This is a genomic window from Methanothermobacter sp. DP (assembly GCF_026692625.1).
Classification (GTDB): Archaea; Methanobacteriota; Methanobacteria; order Methanobacteriales; family Methanothermobacteraceae; genus Methanothermobacter; species Methanothermobacter marburgensis.
Map to the genome: position 1 here is coordinate 161356 of NZ_CP113501.1, position 25900 is coordinate 187255.

Annotated in this window: 33 protein-coding genes; 17 read left to right on the forward strand and 16 right to left on the reverse strand. The window is 47.5% G+C overall.

What is annotated here, in order from left to right:
• Window positions 1-23: 23 nt before the first annotated feature.
• The 3 genes from cruF to OXN82_RS00850 are packed head-to-tail and all read right to left on the reverse strand — an operon-like array spanning window position 24 to window position 2168.
• Window positions 24-758 (reverse strand): bisanhydrobacterioruberin hydratase CruF, encoded by a 735-nt coding sequence (gene cruF / locus OXN82_RS00840; RefSeq protein WP_321211600.1) that lies wholly within the window; start codon window positions 756-758, stop codon window positions 24-26.
• On the reverse strand, window positions 751-1557 hold the full coding sequence (locus tag OXN82_RS00845) for a carbon-nitrogen hydrolase family protein (RefSeq protein ID WP_321211601.1): 807 nt from the start codon (window positions 1555-1557) through the stop codon (window positions 751-753). Before OXN82_RS00845 ends, cruF begins: the two co-directional genes overlap by 8 nt.
• Window positions 1558-1616: 59 nt before the next feature.
• Window positions 1617-2168, reverse strand: a complete 552-nt coding sequence (locus OXN82_RS00850; protein ID WP_321211602.1) for a manganese efflux pump MntP family protein — start codon at window positions 2166-2168, stop codon at window positions 1617-1619.
• Between the two features lie 178 nt (window positions 2169-2346).
• On the opposite strand from OXN82_RS00850, the gene OXN82_RS00855 reads away from it, so the two are divergent.
• From OXN82_RS00855 to OXN82_RS00865, 3 genes are read left to right on the forward strand one after another with little or no spacing between them, the layout of a single operon-like run.
• Window positions 2347-3333 (forward strand): S1C family serine protease, encoded by a 987-nt coding sequence (locus tag OXN82_RS00855; RefSeq protein ID WP_321212121.1) that lies wholly within the window; start codon window positions 2347-2349, stop codon window positions 3331-3333.
• Window positions 3334-3386: 53 nt separating this feature from the next.
• Complete coding sequence (locus OXN82_RS00860; protein WP_321211603.1) at window positions 3387-4244, forward strand: AAA family ATPase; 858 nt, start codon at window positions 3387-3389, stop codon at window positions 4242-4244.
• Window positions 4245-4272: 28 nt separating this feature from the next.
• On the forward strand, window positions 4273-5382 hold the full coding sequence (locus OXN82_RS00865) for a vWA domain-containing protein (RefSeq protein ID WP_321211604.1): 1110 nt from the start codon (window positions 4273-4275) through the stop codon (window positions 5380-5382).
• A 110-nt stretch (window positions 5383-5492) separates the two neighbouring features.
• Here OXN82_RS00865 and OXN82_RS00870 read toward each other — a convergent pair whose 3' ends face one another.
• Together OXN82_RS00870 and nucS are read right to left on the reverse strand one after the other, a co-directional pair.
• On the reverse strand, window positions 5493-5774 hold the full coding sequence (locus OXN82_RS00870; RefSeq protein ID WP_321211605.1) for a hypothetical protein: 282 nt from the start codon (window positions 5772-5774) through the stop codon (window positions 5493-5495).
• Between the two features lie 171 nt (window positions 5775-5945).
• Entirely contained in the window at window positions 5946-6698 is a 753-nt protein-coding gene (gene nucS, locus OXN82_RS00875) for an endonuclease NucS (RefSeq protein WP_321211606.1), read from the reverse strand.
• 145 nt (window positions 6699-6843) lie between these two features.
• Here nucS and OXN82_RS00880 point away from each other — a divergent pair, with 145 nt between their 5' ends.
• Entirely contained in the window at window positions 6844-8238 is a 1395-nt protein-coding gene (locus OXN82_RS00880) for a M48 family metallopeptidase (RefSeq protein WP_321211607.1), read from the forward strand.
• 39 nt (window positions 8239-8277) lie between these two features.
• On the opposite strand, the gene OXN82_RS00885 is transcribed toward OXN82_RS00880, so the two are convergent.
• Window positions 8278-8604 carry a hypothetical protein gene (locus OXN82_RS00885; RefSeq protein ID WP_321211608.1) on the reverse strand — a complete coding sequence of 109 codons (327 nt, stop codon included), beginning with the start codon at window positions 8602-8604 and terminating at the stop codon, window positions 8278-8280.
• A gap of 108 nt (window positions 8605-8712) precedes the next feature.
• On the opposite strand from OXN82_RS00885, the gene OXN82_RS00890 reads away from it, so the two are divergent.
• The 5 genes from OXN82_RS00890 to OXN82_RS00910 all read left to right on the forward strand — a co-directional run bounded on the left by OXN82_RS00890 (window position 8713) and on the right by OXN82_RS00910 (window position 10994).
• Window positions 8713-8943: a ferredoxin gene (locus OXN82_RS00890; RefSeq protein WP_321211609.1), complete on the forward strand. Its 231-nt coding sequence runs from the start codon at window positions 8713-8715 to the stop codon at window positions 8941-8943.
• Window positions 8944-8968: 25 nt separating this feature from the next.
• On the forward strand, window positions 8969-9931 hold the full coding sequence (locus OXN82_RS00895; RefSeq protein WP_321211610.1) for an alpha/beta fold hydrolase: 963 nt from the start codon (window positions 8969-8971) through the stop codon (window positions 9929-9931).
• 22 nt (window positions 9932-9953) lie between these two features.
• Window positions 9954-10226: a DUF5750 family protein gene (locus tag OXN82_RS00900; protein ID WP_321212122.1), complete on the forward strand. Its 273-nt coding sequence runs from the start codon at window positions 9954-9956 to the stop codon at window positions 10224-10226.
• Window positions 10227-10291: 65 nt separating this feature from the next.
• The gene (locus OXN82_RS00905) at window positions 10292-10474 is read left to right on the forward strand and encodes a hypothetical protein (protein ID WP_321211611.1); all 183 of its coding nucleotides are present in this window, start codon (window positions 10292-10294) and stop codon (window positions 10472-10474) included.
• A gap of 79 nt (window positions 10475-10553) precedes the next feature.
• Window positions 10554-10994, forward strand: a complete 441-nt coding sequence (locus tag OXN82_RS00910; RefSeq protein ID WP_321211612.1) for an HIT family protein — start codon at window positions 10554-10556, stop codon at window positions 10992-10994.
• A gap of 131 nt (window positions 10995-11125) precedes the next feature.
• On the opposite strand, the gene OXN82_RS00915 is transcribed toward OXN82_RS00910, so the two are convergent.
• Complete coding sequence (locus tag OXN82_RS00915) at window positions 11126-11533, reverse strand: ferritin-like domain-containing protein (protein ID WP_321211613.1); 408 nt, start codon at window positions 11531-11533, stop codon at window positions 11126-11128.
• Between the two features lie 106 nt (window positions 11534-11639).
• Here OXN82_RS00915 and OXN82_RS00920 point away from each other — a divergent pair, with 106 nt between their 5' ends.
• Entirely contained in the window at window positions 11640-12740 is a 1101-nt protein-coding gene (locus tag OXN82_RS00920; protein ID WP_321211614.1) for a DUF362 domain-containing protein, read from the forward strand.
• A 45-nt stretch (window positions 12741-12785) separates the two neighbouring features.
• Here OXN82_RS00920 and nadA read toward each other — a convergent pair whose 3' ends face one another.
• From nadA to rnz, 5 genes are all read right to left on the reverse strand, one after another.
• Window positions 12786-13703 (reverse strand): quinolinate synthase, encoded by a 918-nt coding sequence (nadA, locus tag OXN82_RS00925; protein ID WP_321211615.1) that lies wholly within the window; start codon window positions 13701-13703, stop codon window positions 12786-12788.
• A 136-nt stretch (window positions 13704-13839) separates the two neighbouring features.
• The gene (locus OXN82_RS00930) at window positions 13840-15057 is read right to left on the reverse strand and encodes a roadblock/LC7 domain-containing protein (protein ID WP_321211616.1); all 1218 of its coding nucleotides are present in this window, start codon (window positions 15055-15057) and stop codon (window positions 13840-13842) included.
• Window positions 15035-15643, reverse strand: a complete 609-nt coding sequence (locus OXN82_RS00935; protein WP_321211617.1) for a sortase — start codon at window positions 15641-15643, stop codon at window positions 15035-15037. The genes OXN82_RS00930 and OXN82_RS00935 overlap by 23 nt, the downstream gene beginning before the upstream one ends.
• Window positions 15640-16404, reverse strand: a complete 765-nt coding sequence (locus OXN82_RS00940) for a mechanosensitive ion channel family protein (protein ID WP_321211618.1) — start codon at window positions 16402-16404, stop codon at window positions 15640-15642. Before OXN82_RS00940 ends, OXN82_RS00935 begins: the two co-directional genes overlap by 4 nt.
• Window positions 16382-17302, reverse strand: a complete 921-nt coding sequence (gene rnz, locus OXN82_RS00945; protein ID WP_321211619.1) for a ribonuclease Z — start codon at window positions 17300-17302, stop codon at window positions 16382-16384. The genes OXN82_RS00940 and rnz overlap by 23 nt, the downstream gene beginning before the upstream one ends.
• 101 nt (window positions 17303-17403) lie before the next feature.
• On the opposite strand from rnz, the gene nadC reads away from it, so the two are divergent.
• Together nadC and OXN82_RS00955 are read left to right on the forward strand one after the other, a co-directional pair.
• Window positions 17404-18243, forward strand: a complete 840-nt coding sequence (gene nadC, locus OXN82_RS00950; RefSeq protein WP_321211620.1) for a carboxylating nicotinate-nucleotide diphosphorylase — start codon at window positions 17404-17406, stop codon at window positions 18241-18243.
• A 140-nt stretch (window positions 18244-18383) separates the two neighbouring features.
• Window positions 18384-18773 carry a hypothetical protein gene (locus OXN82_RS00955; protein WP_013295231.1) on the forward strand — a complete coding sequence of 130 codons (390 nt, stop codon included), beginning with the start codon at window positions 18384-18386 and terminating at the stop codon, window positions 18771-18773.
• Here OXN82_RS00955 and OXN82_RS00960 read toward each other — a convergent pair.
• The 3 genes from OXN82_RS00960 to OXN82_RS00970 all read right to left on the reverse strand — a co-directional run bounded on the left by OXN82_RS00960 (window position 18770) and on the right by OXN82_RS00970 (window position 20768).
• Complete coding sequence (locus OXN82_RS00960; RefSeq protein WP_321211621.1) at window positions 18770-19360, reverse strand: ZPR1 zinc finger domain-containing protein; 591 nt, start codon at window positions 19358-19360, stop codon at window positions 18770-18772. The two genes, OXN82_RS00955 and OXN82_RS00960, sit on opposite strands and share 4 nt — an antisense overlap.
• A gap of 72 nt (window positions 19361-19432) precedes the next feature.
• Complete coding sequence (locus tag OXN82_RS00965; protein ID WP_321211622.1) at window positions 19433-20392, reverse strand: 3H domain-containing protein; 960 nt, start codon at window positions 20390-20392, stop codon at window positions 19433-19435.
• A gap of 28 nt (window positions 20393-20420) precedes the next feature.
• Window positions 20421-20768, reverse strand: a complete 348-nt coding sequence (locus OXN82_RS00970) for a roadblock/LC7 domain-containing protein (RefSeq protein WP_010877438.1) — start codon at window positions 20766-20768, stop codon at window positions 20421-20423.
• Window positions 20769-20896: 128 nt separating this feature from the next.
• Between OXN82_RS00970 and OXN82_RS00975 the strand changes: the two genes are divergently transcribed.
• From OXN82_RS00975 to OXN82_RS00995, 5 genes are all read left to right on the forward strand, one after another.
• On the forward strand, window positions 20897-21949 hold the full coding sequence (locus OXN82_RS00975; protein ID WP_321211623.1) for a DUF1611 domain-containing protein: 1053 nt from the start codon (window positions 20897-20899) through the stop codon (window positions 21947-21949).
• Window positions 21950-22309: a cell division protein SepF gene (locus OXN82_RS00980; RefSeq protein WP_013295235.1), complete on the forward strand. Its 360-nt coding sequence runs from the start codon at window positions 21950-21952 to the stop codon at window positions 22307-22309. It begins immediately after the preceding gene.
• A 7-nt stretch (window positions 22310-22316) separates the two neighbouring features.
• Window positions 22317-23414, forward strand: a complete 1098-nt coding sequence (locus OXN82_RS00985; RefSeq protein ID WP_321211624.1) for a DUF2226 domain-containing protein — start codon at window positions 22317-22319, stop codon at window positions 23412-23414.
• A gap of 71 nt (window positions 23415-23485) precedes the next feature.
• Window positions 23486-24265 (forward strand): septum site-determining protein MinD, encoded by a 780-nt coding sequence (locus OXN82_RS00990; protein WP_048176372.1) that lies wholly within the window; start codon window positions 23486-23488, stop codon window positions 24263-24265.
• A 21-nt stretch (window positions 24266-24286) separates the two neighbouring features.
• A complete protein-coding gene (locus OXN82_RS00995) occupies window positions 24287-25120 on the forward strand; it encodes a carbohydrate kinase family protein (protein ID WP_321212123.1) in 834 nt (277 codons plus the stop codon).
• Here the strand turns inward: OXN82_RS00995 and OXN82_RS01000 are convergent.
• Entirely contained in the window at window positions 25117-25881 is a 765-nt protein-coding gene (locus OXN82_RS01000) for a TatD family hydrolase (RefSeq protein ID WP_321211625.1), read from the reverse strand. The two genes, OXN82_RS00995 and OXN82_RS01000, sit on opposite strands and share 4 nt — an antisense overlap.
• Between the last annotated feature and the right edge of the window lie 19 nt (window positions 25882-25900).

Sequence of the window (25900 nt, forward strand, 5' to 3'; positions counted from 1 at the left end):
TCTGGATTTAACTATTCAGGGTCCTACCACAGGTTTGCCCCTGTTTTAATGAGTATGAGTGCCAGGAGGATTAAACCGGTTATGAAGGGGATCTCAAGTCCAAGGAAGAGGCAGGCCGCTGTCCAGAAGCACATTATCAGGTAGAGGCTGGAGATGGTCCCTGATTTCATTTCCTTCATAGAATCACCCAGAACCACAAGCAGAATAAGGGATGCAATGAAACCTGAGAGCACCCATCCAGCGAAGTTCTGCAGGGGCACACCATAGAATATTCCTGGATTACTCCAGATCCAGAAGTTGAGGGCCACGGCTGCAGGGTCAATCACAACATCTGTGAGGACCACAAGGAGGGTTGAAAGGCCCAGAAATTTCAGTTTCCCACCAACAGATTCCTTTGCAAGATAGGCCGACCCCAGGAAGAGGGGCAGCCAGGCGAATGGGACCGTGAAGGGTGTGTGTCCAAGTATCTTCAGTCCAATGAGTCCGGTGTAGTGGAACTCCGAGTAGGGAAAACCCGTTACTATGGCCAAAGTTTCGATCAGAATTGCATAGGTCCCCAGAACAAGTATCAGAATAACACCACGACCCCTGAGGTCCCTTATCACCGAAATAAATGATGGGAGGGCCATGGATATGATGAAAACAACCGATACCGCGGAATAACCCCCTATATCCACGTTGGCTACAAAATATGATGAGAATGCAAGGATGATGCCCACAAGGAGTATGATGATGGATTTCCCTGAGGGTCTATTCATGATCAGCTCCCTCCATCCACCTGTAAACATCGGGCCTCCGATTCCTTAGAAGTGGAAGCTCCCTCCTCACTTTCTCCACCATTTCCATATCCAGGTCGGCTGTTATAACACATTCTGAGCTGCCTGCATCAACCATAACCGAACCCCATGGGTCGGCGACAAGTGAGTGGCCGTATGCAACATAGGATGCCCCGGGATTTCTTGCAGGGGACACTGCAACACAGTAGCACTGGTTGTCAAGGGCCCTCGACCGTACAAGTAGCCTCCAGTGGGCTGGCCCGGTTGTCATGTTGAATGCACCGGGAAATATTAGAACCTCCGCACCCCCCAGGGCCATCATCCTTGAGAGTTCAGGGAAGCGCATGTCATAGCATATACCAACCCCAATCACAGCAGAACCTGTTTCAGCAACGGTCACAGAGCTACCAGCAATGAGACTGTCGGATTCCCTGAAGGTTATCTCACCCTCCACGTCTATATCGAAGAGGTGAACCTTCCTGTGCCTCGCCACGACTTCACCACCATCATCAATGATGAAGGAGGTGTTGTATATCCCCTCCGGGGTCCGCTCGGGAATTGAACCTGCAACCAGATGGATACCCAGTTCCACTGCAAGGGATTTCATTGTGGTTATGGTCTTTCCATTCTCATCTTCCGCATATTCAGGGAAGAGTTCAGAGTCGTAGGGGCATGTGAACATCTCAGGAAGAACCACAAGTTCAGCACCCCCTCTGCACGCTTCCCTTATCATCTCAGAGGCCTTTTTGATGTTTTCTTCCTTTCTCTCATTTACCTGCATCTGACAGATTCCAACCCTCAGACCGGGCACCCCCCAATTAATATCAGTGAGCATGGTCCTCAGAGGACGTTATTCTCCAGGAGTATCCTTAAACCAATGAGGATGAGGATGACACCACCCAGCGCCTCTATACGGTTTTCAAATATGTGACCTATCTTCTCTCCAAGGTAGCTCCCTCCAAGGGAGAGGAAGAATGTGATGATTCCTATGATTATTATGGGCAGCCATATGGATATGTTAAGGAGTGCAAAGCTGACACCCACGGCAAAGGCGTCTATGCTGGTTGCAACCGAGAGCAGAAGGAGTTCACGGTAACTGAATTTGAATTCCTCCTCCTCAAGCATGGTGCTCTCGTATATCATTTTCAGCCCGATGAGAAGGAGGAGTGTAAATGCAACCCAGGGCGCAAAGGTTGATACGATGCTCTGGATTTCAAGGCCGGATATCCATCCTAGGATGGGCATGAACGCCTGGAATGCACCGAATGAGAATGCAGTTATGAGGGCGTAGTTGATTCCTGATTCATGGCTCACAAGGCCCCGGCTCACTGATATGCTGAATGTGTCCATTCCCAGGCCAATTCCAACGAAAACCATCGATAGAAGATCCATGGGTATCACCATTGAGTAACCATATAATTCTCTCACAAGCTACTTATAAAATCATCTGCAGATGCAAAAAGTTTATATACTACCATTTTAATAACTTAAGTTAACTAAATTTCTTGGGTTCTGAAAAACACCTAAAAAGATTTTAATATGGGTTTAAAAAATTTCAGGAAATTTGAAAATGTTTAAAGCCAGAAATAAAAGCATAAATCATGAATTTGAGGAAAATGAGTTAGAAGAATCAGAAATAATGGATGCATATTCAAGGGCCGTCATGGATGCCTCCGCGGCGGTGAGCCCCTCGGTTGTCAGGGTAACAACACAGTCAAAATCAGGAATCAGAGCAGCAGGCGGGGGCTCAGGGGTCATCTATACAGAGAAAGGCCATATAATAACCAACAGCCACGTCATCCACGGGGCAGAGAGGATAGACGTGAACCTCCACACAGGGGAGCACCACACAGCGGAGGTTGTGGGTGATGACCCCCACACTGACATTGCAGTCATAAAAATTGAACCTGAAACAGAACTCCAGGTACCTGAATTCGCAGACTCCAGCAGGGTGAGGGTTGGTCAGCTCGCCCTTGCCATAGGCAACCCCTTTGGCTTCCAGTTCACTGTCACAGCAGGGGTGGTGAGTGCCACAGGAAGATCCCTCAGGACAATGACAGGGAGACTCGTTGATGGGGTCATACAGACCGACGCGGCACTCAACCCTGGAAACTCCGGCGGGCCACTGGTGGACTACCGGGGGAGGGTACTCGGAATAAACACAGCACTCATAAGGCCAGCCCAGGGGCTCTGCTTCGCCATACCATCAAACACAGTCAGGGAGGTTGCGGATAAACTCATAAAGGACGGCAAAATAAGGAGGGCCCACATGGGAGTTTCATGCCAGAACATACTCATCAGGGATGAACTCAGGGAAAAACTCGGCTTAAACTCAGAGAGGGGCGTGATGATAGCATCACTCCAGGATGGCCCGGCAAGGGACGCTGGAATAATGAGGGGTGATGTGATAGTGGCAATCGATGATGAGCCGGTGGAGACAGTTGACGACATCCACAGGATACTCGGTGAGGAAAAGATCGACGTGGAATGCCAAGTGGATGTGATAAGGGGATCAGAGGTCTGTAAAGTCCAGGTAAGGCCCTCAGAGCTCCAGTGACTCCCCACCAAAATTTTTATGGGTGCACAGAACCATAGGTTATCCGTGGTAAGATGAAACCATCAGAAAAACTGGATGAGATTGACTCATCACTGAGGGGGGTGGGCTACGTACCAGACAGGGAGATCCTGATAACACTCTTCCTGGCGCTGGAACTTGGAAAGCCCATCCTTGTGGAGGGCCCCCCGGGTACAGGAAAGACAATGCTGGCCAGAAAGGCAGCCGAGGCCCTGGGAAGGGAATTCTTTAGGATACAGTGCTATGAGGGCATAACATTCGAACAGATAGTCGGGGAATGGAACTACCAGAAGCAGCTTCTGAGCCTTGAAAGGTCCCGGATCAGCGGATCCCCGGAGGACGTCTTCAGCGAGGAGTACTTCATAAAGAGACCCCTAATGTCAGCATTCATCAATGGGAAACCATCAGTCCTCCTCATAGATGAAATAGATAAGGCCGATGAGGAGGTTGAGAGTTTCCTGCTTCAGGCACTTGGAGAAAAACAGATAACAGTCAATGACCTCGGAACCTTTGACCTCAGAAATGATATACTGGTCTTCCTCACATCCAACTCCCAGCGAAACCTGCTGGATGAGACAAGGGACAGGTGCCTCTACATCCACATCGACTACCCTGACCCTGAACGTGAAATGGAGATTGTAAGGGCACACGTCCCCTCTGCACCTGCCACTCTTGTTCAGGAGACAGTCATGTTCATAAACCGGATAAGGGAACTGGGTGTCATAAAGAAGCCCTCAATAAGGGCAACGGTTGACTGGCTCCGGACCCTCATGGCCCTTGGAAAGGAACACATTGACAGGGAAACGGCTGAGGAGACCCTGGGTGTAGTTATAAAAAACAGGGCAGACGAGGGCAAGGTCCGGGGTCTTGTGGAATCCCTTGATGAAAGTTAACAGCCAGTGAAACTGGAGCACATGTTTCATGGAGAAAATAATTCTTCTTTCAAACATTTTAAGGGATAAGGGACTTCCCGTTAGCATAAGGAGCACTAAAGACGCATTTTCAGCCTATAAAATATTCAAAAATAGACCTGAACTCAGGGATGCTCTCTTTTCAGTTTATGTTAAGGACATGAGGCACTCTGAAGCTTTCATGGACGCATACAATGAAGTTTTCGGGGTTGTGGATGAAGAAAGTGATGAATCATCCGGTTCAGGGAAGGTTGAGAGGATCAGGTCTTCAGAGGAACATACCCTAGGTGAAGTCACAGAGGGCATCAATATTGAGGATTTAGCGGAAATCCAACCTGAAATCCTGGATATCTTTGACTCCAGAACTGATGAGAGCCAGATCCTTGACAGGGATATGTCCACCCTCAATACGTTCGACCCTGAGATATTTGATCTCTGCCGCAGACTGGGAATGAAAATTGCCAATAGAAGATCCAGGAGGCTCCGCCGTTCAAAGAAGATGCGACCCGATATAAGGCGGAGCATAAGGAAAAACATGAAGCACGGGGGCACAATAATTGAGCTCATGAGGTCAGAGCCAAGGGAGAGAAAGAGCCAGCACATATTCCTGAGTGATGTGAGTGGTTCCTGTGACTGGATAAGCAACTGGTTCTTCTGCATAGTTTACGCGGCCCAGAAGACATTCTACAGGTCACGTTTCTTTGACTTCGACAGCAGGATCATTGAAACGACCCACATCCTTGATGAGGATGACCTCTACGATGCCTTCAGGAACCTCAGGGAGTCCAGGATAAGGAACCTCATGCTCCATGGGACATCAAACATGTACACAGCCTTCAGCGACTTTCTTGAAAATGTTAATTTCACAGGAAAGTCCTGTATAGTTATTCTCTCAGACTGCAGGGACTGGGCAGGGCCAAGGAAGGATGGGGTCCCTGAAAGCGCTGAACTGGTGGCTGAAATGTCTGAGAAGGCAAGGAAGGTCCTCATACTGAACCCTGAACCAAAAAAGAAGTGGGACGTTGTTGACAGCTGTGTTTCAATTTACAGGGATTCCGGTGCAGCTGTGAAGGAGGTCAGGACCTTAAGGCAGCTGGCAGAGGTTATAGAGGGTCTTTGATGGACATAACTGTTTTTAAGAGGATATAAAAATGCTCTTAAACCTTTATTCTTTCACCTGTTACTTCAAGAGAAAGGTGACCCGCTGTTTACGCATCAGCTGTCCAGTTTTTAAAATGCGCCAGCTGCTCTGTTAACTGCATCCACAAGTTCCTGGAGATTTTCACCGCCACTTTCAAAGGGGAAAAAGCCAACAGGAGCTAAAAAATTCATGGTGTAATTTAAAGTCCTGGATTTTCCTTCATCTTTTATTTCGAGTTTTTTGATCCATTTTATGGGATATTTTTCGTGTTTGAATTTCATGCCAGACCTGAAAAAGAATTCAAGGAATTTACCATCGAAGGTTATCAGTACTGGACTCTCTTCGCTCATCATCCCTCCCACTTCGATCATTCCAACCCCACCAGAGCCATATTATCATATTCAGAGTATTTAATATTGCCGAGCTTTTGAAAATGAGGTATTTACACTCAGTTTTATTTAAAATCAGACCTTAATGGACACTAAAAATAAAACAGAAACTTTGAGGAGCCGAGAGGTTATGGGTTAATGATGCAGAAATTTTCAGAGAAAGTTATCCAGTGTAACCCCCCTGTTTGATTTGAGTTCCCTAGGGGGCTCGATCTCCCTGAACTCCAGCCCCTCATCCTCCAGCATCTCCAGGGCATCATGGGTTATTGATGGGGCCACCAGAATGCCCCTCACACCCACCTGATCATCCCTGAATTCATCCACATATCTCCTGAGCTGTTTAACAGCACTCACACCAGCCTTTCTGCTTTTAAGTTCAATTATCATGAGCGAACCATTCTCATCCTTACCCAGAATATCAATGAAACCGGAGCTGGTGGCATATTCCCTGGAAACGGGTCTGAAGCCAGGCTCGATGAGGTGGGGGTGCATCATGATCATGTCCCCCATGTCGCTTTCATGGCCTGATACGGTGAGCTCATGCATATCCCTTGGAAGGTAGAAGGAGATGAGGTGTACCTCATGGAGTTCAACCTCAAGGCGCTCCTCAGGGGACCTCCGGATACTTTCAAGAAAGAGGCTTCCACGCTTCATGTAGACCCTGCACCTTGATCTGGGGGGCTGCCAGTTAACAGGGTCCACCTTCCGGTCCTGGTGGACCATGAATGTTCCATCCGGTTTTATAACGATGAGCCTCTCACCGGCACCAAGGCTGCTCCTGGCACGCCCCTCATAGGATGCACTGCAGCAGGCAAGTATCACTATAAGAGCGCGCTTCCTTATACCCTCCTCTAGCAGCTGGTACGCTTCAGTTCTGGATGGATTTTCAGATACCCTGCACTTCATGTTTATCAGCGGCCCAATTTTTCACAGTTCTGACCTTAGAGAGGTGTAATTTCTGTTCATCTGGCTGTAAGGTTTAATATCAATGCTGAAGTTATATATACTCTGCGAGGCAGTGCCACACAAGAGAAATGAAAGTTGGTTGTACATGATAAAGGAATTTGTTATAGGAACCGAGCTTGCACCTGCATATTACGGGGATCTCCTTGAGTTCATCCGGCGCTACTATCTCATGCCCGGCGACTTCAATGAAATAAGAAGAGATGGCCTGAGGCTTGTTTTCAGGGCGTGGAGGGATGAGGGGATAATATACGGTGAGATAATCGCCGGTGAAAACCTCAAACTGATCCTAGAATACCCTGCGGAACTCGGGGAATGGGCAGAGGCAATATATGAGGACATATTCACATCCATCCAGGCATTTGAGGATATGATGAGGCAGCACACCGTGTACTTTGCCTGGGTGGAGGGGGAGGATATAATCCCTGAAAGGCCCCCGACAGGGAGGGGAATGGCATCAAAGGGCATATTCGGAAGCAGCATGCTCCTCGTCTATGTGCTCTTCTTTGGTGTCAACATAATCCTATTCATCATCCTGGGATTCTATGCAGTTATAGCGATCCTCCTCATGCAGCTCGGTATAATACTCCTCTCAGACCGCATATACGCCAGGATGGGTGAATGGGTTATAACCCCAGAAAACCCCAGCGTGCACATAATCCAGTTCCAGCTCCCTGAAGACGAATTCAAATTCTTCATAGATAAAATGGGTAATGAAGCGATCCTGAAAATCAAACGTGAAATTTACAGGCTTTCCCTTGCAGATAAGAGGCCCCCCACATGTGAAGATGCACGGGGAGTCCTTGAAAGGTATGGCTTCAGGTGCAATCCACTCTATGAGAGGTCAAGGACCGTTAACCTTTACTCAATAATTGAAGATGCTGCCGGGGCATTCGGGATACCGGTACCCAGGATTGTTCTCTCAAACACCATGATAGCAAACGCCGCTGCAACGGGCCCAAGCCCCCGAAGAGGCCTGGTACTTGTAACAACGGGGCTACTGGTTCAGTTGACTGACGAGGAGGTGCTTGCGGTTATAGGGCATGAAATGGGGCATCTTGTTGGGCGGGACCCCATAATACTCTTCAGCATAGTGTCTGCCGAGTTCGTAATGAGACTCACGGTATTACTGCCGGTTGTGCTGGTTTCCCCGCTTCTCTATATAATCATTGCAATGGGTATAATATTCTTTGTGGCCAAGTTCTTTGAGGCAAGGGCTGACCTCCTCTCTGCAATGGTTATAGGAAAACCTGAGGTCCTTGCGAGGGCCCTCAGGAAAATAGGTTACCAGAAACTGGCACTTGAGAAGTCAGGCTCCCAGAGGATATCCGGGTGGACGGCCTGGGACCCCCACCCCCCCATATACTTCAGGATAAAGCGGCTTGAAACTCTGAGGGATTATGAGAACGTGAAAAGTCCCCTCATCAGATCAGCTGTTGATGTGGTAAGGGGATTCAGGGACTCTATAAGGCAGTTCTTTTAGGTCATGTTGGTTATCTCAGAAAAACTCCAGCATCTGATTTCATTCAAACCTCGAGAGGACCTTTGCAACATCATCAAGTTTTATCTCATCGGGGCCCTGGATACCATACCTCATGCATATGGATTCAACGGGTTCACGGTTTACAAGGTAATCAAAGAGGTCCCTGTACTCATCTTCACTGTAATCATGGTCTTCACGTGTGGCCTTCGCAAGTTCAATTATGGCCTCCCTTAAGAGGTCATCTATTCCCCTTTTACTGGCGAGGCTGTCAAGGAAATCGTTTCTTTTAAGGTCCTCCCCAAAGAATTTTTTAAATGACCTTCTCTGCTGGAGGCCCTTGTAGATGATTATGAGTTTATCCTGCATTTCCCGTGCTTCACCCTTTCTGATAATCTGAAACCCTCCATTCAATCACTAACTATTTTTATCAATTTCGCCATACAATAAAACAGTTCTGATTTTCAGGGTGACAACATGTACAGGCTTGAACTCGATAGGACCATGTGTATATCATGCGGAAACTGTATTGAAAACTGCCCGGAACTCTTTGAATTCGCGGATGACGGTATTTCATCCCTGGTGGGTGTTGAAATATCTGACCTCCAGGTTAAGGAATTTGATGACCCAGCATGCAGCGAAAAGGCGGCAGCCAACTGTCCTGTCATGTGCATAAAGCTTTACAGGAATGGTGAGGAGATCACATAGTATTGGTTGATTAAGGAGCAGTAAAATGGAGGAAGGCAAACCATCATACTTCAATCTTGCTGAATTCAGATTTGAATCAGGAGAAAAACTCAGCGATGTAAGGGTTGAATACAAGACCATCGGAGAACCCTCCCTGAATGATGAGGGTGAGATAGATAATGCTGTCGTCTATATACATGGGTGGAGTGGGGACTTTTCTTCAGTTAAAAGGATAGCTGACCTCACAGCACCTGGAGGCGCCCTTGAAGGGTTCTTTATAATATCAATGAGCTCACTGGGGTCTCCGGGTTCGGCTTCCCCATCCACAACATCACTTGGAGATGAATTTCCTTCCTACACAGTACTCGACATGGTGAACTTCCAGAGACAGTTTCTCAATGAGAAATTTGGCATAAAAAAGGTCAGGGGAGTCCTAGGGACATCAATGGGGGGATTTCAGGCCCTCCAGTGGGCTGCAGAGTACCCTGATGAGATGGAATTCCTCATGCCCCTTGTAACCTCCTGGAGAACACGGGGAGTTAACTATGCACTCTTCAGTTACATGAACCACCTCATTGAGTCAGACCCTGATTTTGCCGCCGGCAGAAAACCCAGAAGGGCTCTGTCACTCTCATCCATGCTCATGTACCTCTATGGACTCTCAAGGGAATACTACAGTGGCCTTGAAAATCATGAGCTGGAGTCAGCAATGAGGGATATGGGGTCAGAGGGGGAACTCATGGACCCCCATGATGTGCTGTGGAGGAACAGGGCCGCCATGAACCATGACCTGGAGGGTAAGCTCGGCAGGATAAGGGCAAGGACCCTCATATTCGGGGTGAACCAGGACCAGTACTTCCCACCGGAACTTGACACGATCCCCATGGCCGAACTCATACCTGGCTCCGAGTTGATTCTATTTGATTCTGAATGCGGACATCTGGGAGTAAATGAGATAGGTAAATATGGTGAACTCATAGCTTCATTTATTAAAGGTGATAGTGAATAAGAAGGAAGGTGTTTATTTGCAGGTGAAGGTTGAGGATTTTGGCTTCAGTGAGGATAAATGCATGAACTATGTACTCTACAGGGTTTCAGACATTGATGATGATGTCAGAAGGAAACTCATGGAGAGACTTGAGGAGGACACAGAGGAGGATAACGGAGACCTTCTGATAACAGTTTTCTATGCGCCGGAGTACTTCCCCTTTGGTTCAGAGGAGGCAAAGGTGCGCATGGACGACTTCATTGCAAGGGAGGAAATTGAGATGGCTGTGTTCCTCTCCAGTGTCCTTGAGGACTGAAGTCATTTAGTAACATGAGTTTCTGGTTAAGGTGGAGATAGGGGGACATGCATTCGGAGCCTTCTGTGGAAGTTAAAAAAATCGAAAAATCCGGTGATAAATGGAGGGTGGTCCTGGAACTACGTATTCCAGGACATGGACTCTTAGAAATTCTGGATGAACTTGAAAGAAGATTCAGAGACTACTCATTTCGTGCAGATGGCAGAAATATAACCGTTGAGGCATCATTCAGGATTCTCGAACCATGAGAGGATGAACCGGCGGAGGATGTGGCTGAGTCCATAGCACTGGAACTTCTCTCCTTTATAACTGGTGGGGGGCTTCGGAGTGAAATTTGATGACTACAGGTTTGGCAAATACCTCTATGAGAGAAAGAGGTGGGCTGTGTTTCTCGCACCAAACCAGAGCAACCTTGGAACTTGTGTAGTGGCCCTCAAAAGGAGGGAGGAGTTTCTTGGAAACCTAAAGAAGGATGAATGGGATGAAATGCTCCTTATAATATCTGAACTTGAAAATGCAGTGAGAAAGGCATTCGGTGCCGCCATGTTCAACTGGGGCGTCCTTCTTAACTCCTTCTACCGTGAAAACACCCCTCCACCACAACTGCACTGGCACTTCATCCCCCGCTACAGAAATGAGGTGGTAGTGAATGGGGAGATATTCGATGACCCCTTCTTCGGTTACATGAGGCCAAGGCCCCCAAGGAATGTCTCAGAGGAGACTCTCCAGGAAATAAGGAATAAAATGCTGGCCTGGATAAAAAGGTAGAATCATTGTGGGAATGGATACAGAAGGCCTGGGTAGAGAAGCTGGATCATGATTTGAAATAATGCCTTGGATAAAGGTTTAAGATTAAAAGAATTTATTTTTTGATCTGCGTGGAGTAAACATACCGGCTTTTATCGAAGACGTTCCAGTCGCTCCCTGAACTCCTTACGGTGCCTCTTTTCCTCATCAATTATATGCCTTAAAACTCCGGTGACCTCATCATCGTCAATTATCTCTATCTGCCTCTCGTACTCCTCAATACCCTCTGTTTCCTTCTGGATCTGCCTTTCAAGGCCCTCAATTATATCTTCACCAAGGTAATCCACTTCGCCGATCTCCATGGAGGGTCTGCCGCCTCTCTTTGTTATGAGGTCCGCGAGCCACCACATGTGCCTCATCTCATCTGCCGCGATTCCTTCAGTTAGCCTGCTGAGGTCACAGTCCTCTATAACAAATGCGTTGTAGGTGTACATCATGGTCGCCTCAAGTTCATGGCGAAAGTCGATATTCAGGAGTTCTATTATCCTTTCACTGTCCATAAAAATCCACCTCAACGTGATGTCTGTCCATCTGGATATATAAGTGGTTCTCACCGTTAGAAAAAGTCCATATACCCTCTGGAATAAATAGAGTAATGGTGATTGGATGCCAGCGGAGGTTTATTTTTCAGATTTCAGGGCAAGGTCCAGGAACGAGAACAGGGGTATGAAGATACAGAGGATATTTGACGCGGCCTTTGGCGAACCCTTCTCTGGGGATGACATCGTGGCTGTTAAGGTGCACTTTGGTGAACGGGGCAACGACTCCTATGTGAGCCCTGTTCTGGTGCGCCACGTCATTGAAAGGATAAGGGAGAGCGGGGCATCCCCTTTCCTCACAGATACCAACACCCTCTACTATGGTTCAAGGCACAATTCGGTTGATCACATTGAAACAGCCATACTCAATGGCTTTGACTATTCTGTTGCCGGGGCACCCCTTATAATTGCAGATGGGCTCCATGGAAACAATGAGGTAACTGTGCCTGTGAAGGGAAGGCACTTCAGTGAGGTTAAAATCGCGGGTGACATTGCCGAGGCATCGGCAATGGTTGTCATATCACACTTCAAGGGTCACGGGATGAGCGGCTTTGGAGGGGCCCTCAAGAACCTTGCCATGGGATGCGCCACCATCCAGGGAAAGATTGAACAGCACGAATGCGCAAAACCCGTGGTGAGGGGAGAATGCACTGAATGCGGGGAGTGCATCTCTGAATGTCCCGTGGATGCCATGACCCTCCATGATGGCGTCATGATAGAATACGATAGGTGCATTGCCTGCATGAACTGCCTTGACACCTGTCCCAGCGGCGTATTTGACCTTGACTGGGAGAGGGACATACCTGAGTTCATTGAACGGATGATGGAATACGCCCTCGGGGTAACATCCACCATTGACAGGATATTCTACCTGAACTTCCTCATGGATATAACCCCTGACTGTGACTGTGTGCCCTGGAGTGACAGGAACATAGTTCCCGACATAGGGGTGCTGGCATCAGAGGACCCTGTTGCAGTGGACACAGCAAGTTACCACCTTGTGAACCGGGAGGAGGGAATCAGGGGGTCAATGCTCGAGGAAAACCATGAGACCGGTGGGGATAAGTTCAGGGGGGTGTGGGGTGACGTTGATGGAACCCACCAGCTGGTATATGCAGAGAAACTAGGTATGGGGGTGCGTGATTACAGGCTGATTGAAATACCATAATAAGTGCACGGGATGTATTGAATCTTATGGAGTGAAGTTTGGCTGTTACTGACGGGATACCTCTATCATCCTCTCAACAGCCCTCCTGGCCCTTTCAGCCACCTCATCAGGAACCGTTACAGTGAATTCTTCATTGACCAGTGAATTTTTAACCTTCTCAAGGGTGTGCAGTTTCATGTTCTCACATATGGCCTCTGCGAGGAGGGGAATTGTTTCCTTGTCCGATTCAAGGTCAATACGTGTTTTCATGTCAACCTCTGTACCGATTATGAAGCGATTCCTCTCTGACTCAAGAACCCTACGTAACATTCCACCGGTGCTCAGGATGTGGTCCGCCAGTTCCTGAACTTCAGGGTCACATTCAGGGTGTATGAGTAGTTCAGCGTCGGGGTACTCCTCCCTCTTTGCCATCACATCGGCGACAGTGAACATCTTATGGACATAGCAGTAGCCGTTCTCTGGGATGGGGATTATCCTCTTGTCGGTGTGCTGCTGAACATACCATGCAAGGTTTCTGTCGGGACCGAAGAGTATGAGGTCCTCCTCCAGACTTTCAACAACCTTAACGGCATTTGCAGATGTGCAGAGGATATCCGCCTCTGCCTTTGCCTCTGCAAGGGTGTTAACGTATAAAACAACTGCAGCGTCAGGGTATCTTTTCCTGGCCTTCCTGACGTCCTCTGCACTTAGCATGTGTGCCATGGGACACTCCGCACCCCTGTCGGGTATCAGGATCTTCTTATCAGGGTTGAGGATGTAGGCTGTCTCGGCCATGAAGTCCACGCCACAGAAAACAACAATATCCCTATCATGTATTTCACTTGCCTTCATGCAGAGTTCAAGTGAGTCCCCTTTAAAGTCTGCAATTTCCTGTATCTCCCTTTTCTGATAGTTATGGGCAAGTATGATAGCATTTTTCTCCTTCTTCAAGTTCAGAATATCCCTTTGCAGCTGATTTAACATAAGCGTCCCTACTGAAAAATTATGATAGAATCAAGAATTAAGGCAATCTATCTATAGGGGTTAATGTTTTATAAATATTTCCATAAAACAGGCACCTTAACTGAAATCATCCTTTATTCTGGAACTCTGGGATCCTTTAATCCCATATCTGCCTTAACTCTGGGTGGATGGTTTCTGTTATCCCAAGTTCACCCATGGCATCCCTGTAGGCCCTGTAGATGGCTGTAAACTCTGGCCTTATCATGCCCCTGAATGCACCATATCCCATAACACGCCCGTAATTCTCTGTTATTGATGTGATTATTATTTCCATGTCCCTCTTTATTTCCTCAAGGCCGTATCTTGCAGCTGAGATGTTTTCCCTCAATTTTTTGAAGTCAACTGATGCATTGCTGAGGACACCAACCCCATCAAGGGTTATTGGACATTCGTCGCGTGGAAGGGATTTGCGGAGCATACCTCCTGCTGGGGCTACACCCATAATTTTACTGGCCCCGATTGACATCGCAAGGAGGATATGCTCATAGATAAGAAGTACTGTTTCCTTTTGGGCTTCGGGGTCAGATGGGACATCAATGGATTTGAGTTCCGGGAGGGATAGTGGTGGCCTCACCTCCGGGATGGCTTGTGACTGCAGGGACCCTTTAAATTTGTCTTCCACCACGGGTTTTTCTATTTTCTCTTCCAGCGGCTCTGGTTTTTCAATTTCAGGTTTTTTGAGTATTTCCCGCTGTTCACGCAAAACATCGGTGCTGGTCTCAGGCACAGGTTCCTGTTCCTGCCCAGTGGCTTCAGCTTTCTGTTCTGCAATCGTAACATTGATTTCATCACCCTCAGGGATCCCACTGACGTCTGAACCTGCAGATTCGGAAGTGATACTTGCTTCAGAACCTTTGGATTGAGGGGTGATACCTGCTTCAGGCTCCATGGTTGATTTAATCCCTGCAGCTGATGATTCCTCCTTGACATATTCCAGCTCTTGGAGTATTTCAGGGTCTGAAAGTCTCTCCATAACCCTTCTTGCAAGGAGCATCACCTTGCCAAGGTTTGACCTTTTATCAGCAAGCACAAGAAGATGAAGGTCATCGTTGAGCAGGACCATCTTGCCGCCAGGAAACTCAATAATAGCAGACTGATACTCTCCCTGCCCTGCCCTTTTGAGGAGTTTACCTGAAGCATCTGCCATTACACTGGCCATGGATCCAAGGTTTCCGCTGGAGGCTCCCCTGCTGTAGAGGATGCTGCCTGAACTGTCAGTTACGATTACCCCCTCAACACCTTCACCTTCCAGGATTTCACCAACTATCTCTTCAAGTATTCTAAAACCCCCATCAGATGTTCTCTTTACGCACAAGTTTGCAGTGTGTTATCCAGGCAGCCTTCTTTTTGCCTGGAGGATAACACGTTATGAGCATGAGCCTGGCCTCCCCATTCTGGGCGAAGCGCACGGGATTGACCTTATAGTCCCATCTTATATCATCACCATTGGATGTCACCACATATACGTAGCGCATTGAGGAGAGATGGTCCTCTATTATAACCGCATCTCCCCTCCTGAGGGCACCTATCCTCCTGAATGGTCCTGAATAGGTGGTTCTATGCCCCAGGATCCCACAGTCGCCTGCAGACCCTGGCATGACACTTTCAGGGTAGTGGTAGACCGATTCATAGGCATTCACGGTGTCCTCCCTTATCCAGCACCTGACGCCTATCGAGGGTATTATGAGCTTCCCAATTACCGGTCCGCGTGAGCCTGCAACTGTATTTGGACCTGAGGGGACAGGGTCAAAAAGTTCTCTGGGCGCATTCCTGTAGTTTTCAAGGTGAACCCGTGACCTTTCCAGGGCCTGGTAATCCTCAAAGGCCTTTATAATAATGCCTGAGGTAATCGATACGAAGAAAAGGCATATGATTGCTGCGTAGATGCTGTTTCTTCTCATTCAAAACCCTGCATTTGATCCTGTTTAGAATAACCTTCAAGGACCTTTTTCACATGAGACGCAATCACGTAACGGTATTTCGTTACCTTTTTTGGATCAGGGACCCAGGCTGTCACCTTTGCCTTTATCCCGGTATCTGTAAATTCAAGGACAATGAGCCCGGGCTCAGGGTCCTTCAGTATACCTGGAACTCCCATGAGAACATCCTTAACTTCAGATTCAAACTTTTCAATATCAACATTGTAGTCAAGGTTGACCCTGAGTTCAACCCTCCTACTTTCCTCTGCACTGTAATTGACGTAGGCTGTTTTGGAGAAGGTTGAGTTGGGCACCGTTACTATTTTGGCGTCAGGGGTTTTTATTGTTGTTGTCCTGAAACCAACCCTTTTAACCTTACCCTTCTGCCCGGCAACCTCAATGGTGTCACCAACCCTGAAACTCTTATCAGCCAGTATGAACATCCCGGAGATGAAGTTGGATATGATGTCCCTGGATGCAAAACCCACCGAGACACCCGCTATACCCAGACTCACGGTTATGGCGGTTACGTCTATTCCAAGTTCCCTCAGAACTATGCTAAGGGCTATGATGTATATGCTGTATTTTATTATGTCATTGAGGACCTGTATGAGTGTAAGGTCCAGGTCCCATTTTCTGGTGGACCTCTTGAGGAAATAGGAGGCCCACTTAACAAGTAGAACAGCGACCATCACCGTGACTATTATGATGAGGATGGTTTCAGGCGCTGGAACCGGAATCATCAGCCTTCACCTCCACGGTCATGAGGTCATCTGCAACATAGGTTTCAGGGAAAACCTCCCTTGCGGCGTTCAGAATAACCTCGGTCCGCTTGTATCTGGTGCTAAGATGTGTGAGTATCAGCCTCCTGACGCAGGCAGATGCAGCAACCTCCGCGGCTTCCCTTGCAGTGGAATGCCCACTTTCAGCCGCCTTGTCCTCGCTTCCAGCCTCAAAGGTTGACTCATGTATCAGAAGGTCCGCATCACGGGCAAGATCTATAACAGACTCACAGGGGCGGGTATCACCTGAGTAGCATATCTTCACACCCCGACGCGGGCTTCCAAGGACCTCCTCTGGGTTTATGATCCTGTCACCAACCCGCACGGGTATGCCCCTGTGCAGCTTTCCAAAGGCAGGCCCCGGTTTGAGTCCAAGTTCAATGGCCTTCTCCCTGAGGAACCTCGGCCTCTTCTTCTCCTCAAAACAGTAGGCTAGGTTGAATACCGAATGGGAGGCGGGTGCCGAGGTAATACGGTAGTCTTCCTCTTCAAGGACTGTGCCGCCCTTAACCTCATGCACATGGATATCAAAATCGAGCGTGAAGTAGCCCAGCTTCATGATGGATTCGTGGAGTTCATGGATTCCTGGGGGCCCATATATCTCAAGGGGCTCCTGGCGCCCCCTGAAGCCCATTGACTGTATCATTCCAGGTATTCCAAGAATATGGTCCCCGTGTAGATGTGTTATGAACATCCTTGTAACCTTCATGGGGCTGATGCCTGCAAGGGCCATCTGTCTCTGAGTTCCCTCACCACAGTCAAACAGGAATACCTCACCAGGGATTCGAAGTGCTATTGATGTGTGGTTCCTGTTCTTTGAGGGGACAGCTGATGATGTACCCAGAAATGTAACTTCCATCATATCACTCTTTAAGGTTCTTGGAGGATATCTGCTGGAGATTCTGCTTCATGGACATAAAATTTATAATTCTTCCCTTTATATTAATTTAGGGGATCTTCATGATTGACATTCTCAGGGAAATGATCAGGGCAGACGTGGGATTTGAGGATATAACAACTGAGGCACTTGTTGAAAGGGGCACAGTGGCAGTGGCGGATGTCATAGCCGGAGAGGATGGCATAATTGCAGGTGTGGATGTGGCATGGATCATAGCCGCTGAATTCGGAATCAAAATAGAAAGGCTGAAAATGGATGGTGATCCGGTTAAAGCCGGTGAAGGGGTTATAATCCTTGAGGGGGAAGCTTCAGATATCCTGAAGATCGAAAGGACAATGCTGAACCTCATGATGAGAATGAGTGGCATAGCCACCCTCACACGAAGCATGCTGGAGCGGGTGAGGGCAGTGAACCCTGATGTGAGGATAGCCGCCACCAGGAAGACAACTCCTGGACTGCAGTGGTTTGAAAAGCAGGCAGTTAAAATTGGTGGTGGTGACACCCATCGCTTCAGGCTTGATGACTGTGCAATGATCAAGGACAACCACATAGCAATCGCTGGAAGTGTGGGGGATGCGGTGAGGCGGGTTAAGAAACATGTGAGCTTCACAAAGAAGGTTGAGGTTGAGGTTGAAAGGCCAGGTGACGCTGCACTGGCTGCAGAGGCAGGGGCCGACATCATCCTGCTTGATAATATGAACCCAGGGGACGTCAGGAAGGCACTGGAAGAACTCGAAAGTGCCGGGCTGCGGGACAGGGTGATTGTTGAGGCATCAGGGGGCATAAAACCTGAAAATATAGATCTTTATGCTTCCACTGGAGTTGATGTGATATCAATGGGGTTTATAACCACATCAGCCCATCCACTCGACCTCAGCCTTGAGATAAGGGAAGTGAAATGACCTTTAATTCTGGTAATCAGAACACTTAATTTAATTAAAGAGGACCTATATTTTCTGTTGTTATATTCGGTGTTTCTTTGATTATATGGAATACATTTATATACCTTGAGCCTGATATAGTCACATGGAGGTAGAAACCTATGGAGAATGAAGAGATTCAGAATAACAATGCTGATATGGAAGCTGAAGAGGAAACCGAGGAATTACCCTTTGCCAAGGCAGAGGTTGTCAGGCTCATGAAACAGCACCTTGACAGTGACAAGATGATACGTGAAAGGGTCAAGGTTGAGATGAATAAGTTCCTTGGAGAAATCCTCGAGAAGGTATGCCAGCAGCTTAACCAGTACCCCTATGCCACAGTGGAATATGAGATGCTCAAGGAGTGCATATATCCCTACAAGAACATTGAAAGGATAAACCAGGAAAAGGAACGCCTCCTGGCACACCTTGAGGCAATAAAGGCCGACTGTGATGCAATGGGTATGGATATCAAACGCACACTCAAACTAAGGGATGTTGATGAGGACTAATCCTCCTCATCAATCTCATCTGACTCAAAAACCAAAAATCCTGTCTTGAGGGATTTTATTTCTTCATCTGAGAGCTTTTCCCTCACAGCACGTGGGTGACCAACAAAACTCTGCCCGAATGGATCCTCAATTATAACTGTGACATTCCTTTTTCCCCCGCGAACTTCACGGAGCATTTCCAGGATCTCTGAGGCTTTTTCCTTTGATTCATCCTCCTCAAAGAGGTTGATGGCTGTTTTAACGGCGGTTTCAAATCTCTCAACAACACCCTCAATGTTGGAGATGTAACCTGTTGACCTGGGGCCCGGTTCAACCTTGAGTCCGAGTTCAGGTATCCTTATGGTTGCTGACTGGGACTTAACGACCCTTGCGTTGAGTGTTTTGTCACCCACCTCGATTGTGTACCTTGATGGTTCCTTCTGCTCAAGGCAGATTATATCTGTGCTTCTGTAGCCACACCTGCTGCAGATGAGTACGGATTCCATTATCTCACCGAAGTAGGGGATCTTCTCAACCCTACTGATGGCGGTCATACACTTCTCTCCACTGCAGACTGGGCAGTCGATCTTCATATCCTGCTGGTTCAATCTGTCACCCCTGTAATCCTGATTACAGAACGTAAATTAAGTAAATGGATCATCAAATTTACACTGTGATATTCAGTTCTCTCCCCGGTAGATAAGTCCACTTTCCTCAAGTTCATTCAGTATTGCCTGAAGACTTTCTGGATCCGGTGCACATATCCTATGGCTGTGGATGTTATCTGAAAGCGTGTAAAGCCTTTCAAGATCTCTTTTTCGCTTTGGACTCTCATTTAACCGCTTAAGAAACCTTTCAGCCTCAACAGGATCGTATACATTGACCTCACGTTTGAGTGGCTGTGAAAATCCGGGTATTGGATAGGATACGTCAACGATTCTTCCGCCATGCCTTTTAATGATGATGTCTATAACCTCACCGAGGCGTTCAACAGGGTGCTGAAGTGTCACCTCGGCGCAGTTTTCCCTTATGAATGACAGCATCCTTTTGATGGTGCACCTTATGTCGTCGTTGTTGATCACCGGCACGTCATGCTCCCTTGCCTTTCTTACAAGGTAGTCATGTATGACACGGTTCTCACGGAAGTATTCAAGGTGTTTTCCACCCCTCTTTACCTCCATGGCCCTCTTAACGAAACGCTCCTTATGGACATTCTCCTCGGCAGACAGGACAAAAAAATGAATTGATGCATTTTCCTCAAATTTCTCAATGTCCAGGAGGCCAGGAAGGAGGTGGACGCCCTCTATGGTCACATCATCAGAGTCAGCAACAGCCCTTTCAATAACCTTCTCAACTGCAGGAATAACGAATGAGGCGTGCTCCTCAAAACCCGCACATATAAGTGATTCAATGTTGTTGTTACGGAAGCGCTCTTTATCTCTCAGTGTGGTGTAGGCATCAAATGAGGACTTATGGAGCGCGGGAGCATAATCTGGCCCGATTATGCCCCTTACGATCTCCCTTATGAAATCTGTTTCTATAAGGTGCTTTATGTTTAACTCCCTGGCAAGTTCCGATGCAACGGTGGACTTTCCAATCCCTGAAGCACTTCCTATAAGTATCACATAGGGTTTTCTCAATTTTCACGCCCCATAATTAAAATAGAGGTTATGTAAGGAGATCCTTAACGCGTTCGGCACTTCTCCTCATCTCGATACGAATAAGACCAAGATTTATATCAACATCGGTTATCAGTACAAGTATTCCCTCCCCGGCGTCTATCATGAGGGTCTTACCCCTGGTACCCTCAATCATAACCTGTTCAAGGGGCTCATGCTTTATTTCCTCGGCGGACCTTTCTGCAGTACCGAAAACTGCTGAAGCCATTGCAGCGACCAGTTCCCCGTCTATGTCGGATGGAACCTCACTTTCGATTACAAGACCATCCTTACCCACAACAAGGGAACCATTTACCCCATTGATCCTACCTAAATCTTTAAGTATTCTTGCTATCATACTATGCCTCCATAAACAGAGTATTCTACCCAAAATATATATGCTTTAAGCATTTATTAATTAAATGAGTATGACTAACTAATTAACAGTTTCTATTTGATTCCAGCAAGTATTAAAGGAGTGATTATTTGCACATATTATCTTCTGTCGAGGAACTGAGGGAGCTGAATCCGTTTATAATCATTGGATGTGGTGGTGGAGGAGAAAAATTTGCAAATTTTGAGGGAGTCGAACCTGTAGGATTTGTTGACGATGACCCCAGAAAGCATGGAAAGGACTTCTGTGGATTTAAGGTATCATCAAGCCTCCTTAAGCTTATACATGAGACCGATGCAAGAAGTGTTGCAATAATGCTCCCCATAGGTGCAGAGGGCACCGCCCTCAAGTATGCTGTCCAGGCGATAAATGAGGGTAAAAATGTTGTGACCTCATTCAGATCACTCCCACTGGCAGATAACACTTCCCTCATAAAATTTGCAGAGCAGATGAATGTAACAATCAAGGAGATAAGCCCCCGCCTTGACAACGTAAGGAAAATATTCGGGGTTGCACCCCCACGCTGCACAGAGGTACTCCCCAAGATAAAATACAGGCACAGGGCACCTGTGGTATTTGTTGGGGGCACCTCACAGGAGTGCGGCAAACGTACAACCACAAGGCTCCTGGGAAAGGAGGCAAAGGAAAGGGGCCTTGAGGCGGGAGTTATCTCAACCGATGAGATGGGTCTTGAACAGCCGGTTGATATAAATTTCCGGGCAGGTAGCCTCTCTGTTATGGATGTTGCAGCGGCGGTTATGGGTTCGGTGAAGTACCTTGAGGAGGAGAAGGATCCGGATATAATATTCATAGAGGGCCAGTCAAGCCTCACTGAAAGGAAAAACCCACACCCAAGGGGTTTATCGGCATCAATACTTATAGGAGCGATGCCCGACGTTACGGTGCTCTGTCACAGGCCAAACCACCCCTACAGAAAACCAAGGGGGATAAAGGAGGAGATAAGGGCCATAGAGGCAATCGAGCCAACGAGGGTTATAGGGATTTCCTTAAATTTAAGAAACATGAATGACAGATCAATAATAGAAAGGTATGAAGCACGCTTTGGGCTTCCTGTTGTTGATGTTAAGAATGGGGGGGCTTCAAGATTAATGGATGTGATCATGGAGCACATAGGGGAGATTTAGTTGAGGGACATTCTCGAAATGCTGAAGAAAAGTGTGGGACTTGATGAGGAAGTTAAGGAACCTGAGGAGACAGAAACCATAATAGTGCCGGAGCACTCCTTCTATGAGATCATTCTCCTGAAGGCAAAATCCATTGGGGATGTGGACGATGCCCTCTCCCAGGTGACCGATGAGAAGAATCCGGTTATACTTGATCTCACCGAGATTCAGAGAGATAATCCATCGGATTTCAAGACAGTGGGGGAACGCATAAAGGATCTCAGAGAGAATCATGGTGCAGAGGCGATACTCCTCTGCAATAAGGAGAAAAATGTGGTGATAATAACTCCACGGGAAATTAAACTCATCAGAAAGGGGTAGTGGACATATGGAGCTTCCTATAACCAAGCCATCCAAGATTTCCTATGGTGATGAGATAGATTTCAGTGAACTTCTTGAAAAACTTGCATCAGATGAATACAATGGATTCATAAGGATTACCCACGCATCCGATGAGGGCTACATTCTATTCAGGGATGGGGTACACGTTGCAGCATCATACGACCGATACATGAAGGAGGAAGCTCTTGAAAGGATAATGGAAGTGGCAGATAAAACAGATACCCTCATAGAACTCTTTGATCTTAAAAGATCACAGCTGGATTACCTCATGGATATAAACAGAATTTATACAATAGAGCAAAGAGATGAGAGGGTAATCGAGCCTCAAGCGGTGGAAGAGGAAGACTACTTCAATCCAAAGGAGGCAAGCTACAGGCAGCCCATAACAGATGAAAAGATGCCTGAAACGTCTGAAATAGCCGTTGGTGCTTCCCCTGACATTGAAGATACTGAATTCACAGGTGCTCTGGAAGGTGAAGATGCAGAATCAACTGAAACCCAATCAAAGCCTCAAGTCGAGGTTACAGGGGAAGTTACTCAGGAACCCCAAACTTCAGAGACTGAAGAGTCCCCTGAAATTCCCGCTGCTAATGAATCGACTGATGCCGACACCAGAAAGGAAGAGGAACTTGAGAATGAAGCTTCAGAATCCATGGATGTGACTGACTCCAAACCCCTCAGCAGAGACGAGCTGATGAAAAAATATGGCCTCAGGGATATAGGTGAAGAGGAGGTCGAAAAGGTCCTTGAAACATATAAAGGTGGCGCAATCACAGATATCGATCCTGAAAGGGTTGAACTGACCCTTATGAATAAAATAAAAATGTCTATACTTGGAATACCCCGTATAAAGGGTGCCGAGGTTATCGTTTTCCTTGACAACACATACGACCTCAGTGGAAGGATCAAGATAATGGTTGAACATGAGGGTAAGGGTATCTTCTCAAGGATTATAGGGGACTCAAAGGAGGAGGAAAACCTCAAGTTTCATATAATGGATATTGTTGAGATGGAACTCAGGAAAACCTTCAGGGATTTTCCTGAGATAGTGGATAAGTTTGAGGTGAGTATTGAGGTGCGGTGACATTCTTTTGCTGTACCGGACATCAATATTTATATTAGGATAACTGTTATTATCTATGTGGAGGTATTGGAATGACAAGAGTGATTACAGTCGCATCAGGTAAGGGAGGTGTGGGGAAGACAACCATCACTGCTAACCTGGGTGTTGCCCTCTCAACCTATGGTGAAAGGGTTGTTGTGCTTGACGCTGATATAGCAATGGCAAACCTTGAACTCATCCTGGGGATGGAGGGAAAATCCGTCACACTTCATGATGTTCTCGCAGGTAACGCTTCAATTGAGGACGCGGTTTATGAGGGTCCCAATGGCGTGAGGGTGGTACCTGCTGGCATATCACTTGAGGGGCTCAGAAACGTTAAACTTGACCGCCTTGAGGATGCCCTTGCATACCTCATAGAGGATACTGATATACTCCTTATAGATGCTCCTGCAGGCCTTGAGAAGGACGCTGTTGCCGCACTTGCAGCTGCAGATGAACTTCTTCTTGTCACAACACCAGAGGTGCCATCAATAAGTGACGCCCTCAAAACAAAGATCGTAGCAAGTAAACTTGGCATCAACATAATAGGTGTTGTCATAAACCGTGAGCAGTACGATAAAACCTTCCTGAGTGTTGAGGAGGTTGAGACAATACTTGAGGTTCCTGTTATTGCGGTGATACCTGATGATCCCGAGGTGAGCAGGGCAGCAGCCTTTGGTGAGCCCATAGTCATTAAGAATCCAAAGTCACCTGCAAGCAATTCCCTGATGAAACTTGCAGCGGACCTCATCGGTGAGGAATACCAGCCAATAGAACCAGACAAGCAGGGTGTTATCGCCAAACTCATAAGCGGTTTGATGGGGCGAAGGTGATCACCCCGGTGATTTATTTTGATGAGTGTTGTCAGTGTTGGAACCTGCAACATGGATTTTATTTTTCGGGTGCCCAGATTCGTTGAACCGGACTCTGAGATGAACATAGAAGATTTAAATGTCGTTCCAGGGGGTTCTGCGTTCAACTTTGCCGTCTGGATCTCCCACCTTGGATTTAAGGCCGGAGTTGTGTCTTCAGTGGGCAGGGATGTTTACGGGGACATGATAACATCCCTTCTGGAATCCGGGGGCGTTGATACATCCTGCATATCAAGGCAGGCTGAAAAAACTGGTATGGCCTTCATATCAGTGGATGATACTGGAAGGAGGTCCATTTATTCCTACATGGGTGCAAACGCCAGTCTAAAGATTGGTGAGGCAGAATCAGAATATATAATGGCCGCAGATGCAGTTCATCTCAGCGGCTGCTACATTGAGGTTGCCAGCGCGGTTTCAGGTATCAGGAACGTCTCCTTCAGCCCCGGCACACTCCTGGCATCATATGGCATTGAAAGGCTTTCAGGTGTTCTTGAGAGAACCAGCATAATATTCCTGAATGATGATGAACTTGAGATGCTAACCGGCTCCGGGAGGTCAGGGATTGAAAGACTTCTTGAGGCCGGTGTCGGGAACGTTGTTGTGACTCATGGACCCAGAGGCGCATCCTTCTTTTCAGAGGACCACTCAGAGGTCCTGGAAATTGAGGCTGAAGATGCACTGGATACCACCGGGGCAGGGGACGCCTTTGCAGCGGGTTTCATGTCAATGTGGCTCAGAGGTTCAGAGCCAGCTGAGTGCCTGAGAAACGGTCACAGGGTGGCATGCAGGGTGATTTCAAGGATTGGCGCATTTTAGATTGGGCTGATTTTAAGGAGATCCCTTATGTTTCCATCAGAAACCCGCCTTATGTCACTGCGGCTGAAACCCTCCATCTTCATTCTCTGAACCGTTCTTGGAACTGAAAGGGGATCAGATGGCGCTGAGCTCATGTCACTGTTAAGTACAAACCTTTCTGTTCCATATTCACGCAGAATTTCAACGGCTTCCTCTGGCGTGAGCTTTTCAGGCTGCACAGTCAGTCCCAGCATGCACTCGGTTTCCACAAGCTCCGGGAGAACCTCCATGTTAACATGTTCCACCACCACCATGGACTCATCGATTGTACCATCGATTACATCCATTATCTGGGGGGTAACATCGGCCTTTCCTCTCCTTGGAGTGTGGACAATCACAGGGTAACCAAGTTCCTCAGCCACTTTCAGCTGGGATTTAAAGACATCCTTTTCAATTTCTGAACCGGAGTCAAGACCCACTTCACCAACAGCAACCACAGACGGATTTTTGAGGAGATCTGGGAGTTTTTCAATCACCCTTTCAGGGTCGCGGGGTATTGCCCTAGGGTGTATTCCCAGTGCTGTATAGAGTTTTAACCCGTTGCGGGCGGCCCTCTCAGGGTCCACTGTTAGCAGCCTCCTGAAATGCGCCATGACAACATCCGATGATGTCATCTCCAGGGGGTCATGGGCACAGGTAAGGGCCCCCTCTATACCACTCACAGCCATAAGTTCAAAATCTTCAAAGGGTCTCGTATCCGCATGTATATGGCTATCTATCATTCAAATCCTCCTTTAAACC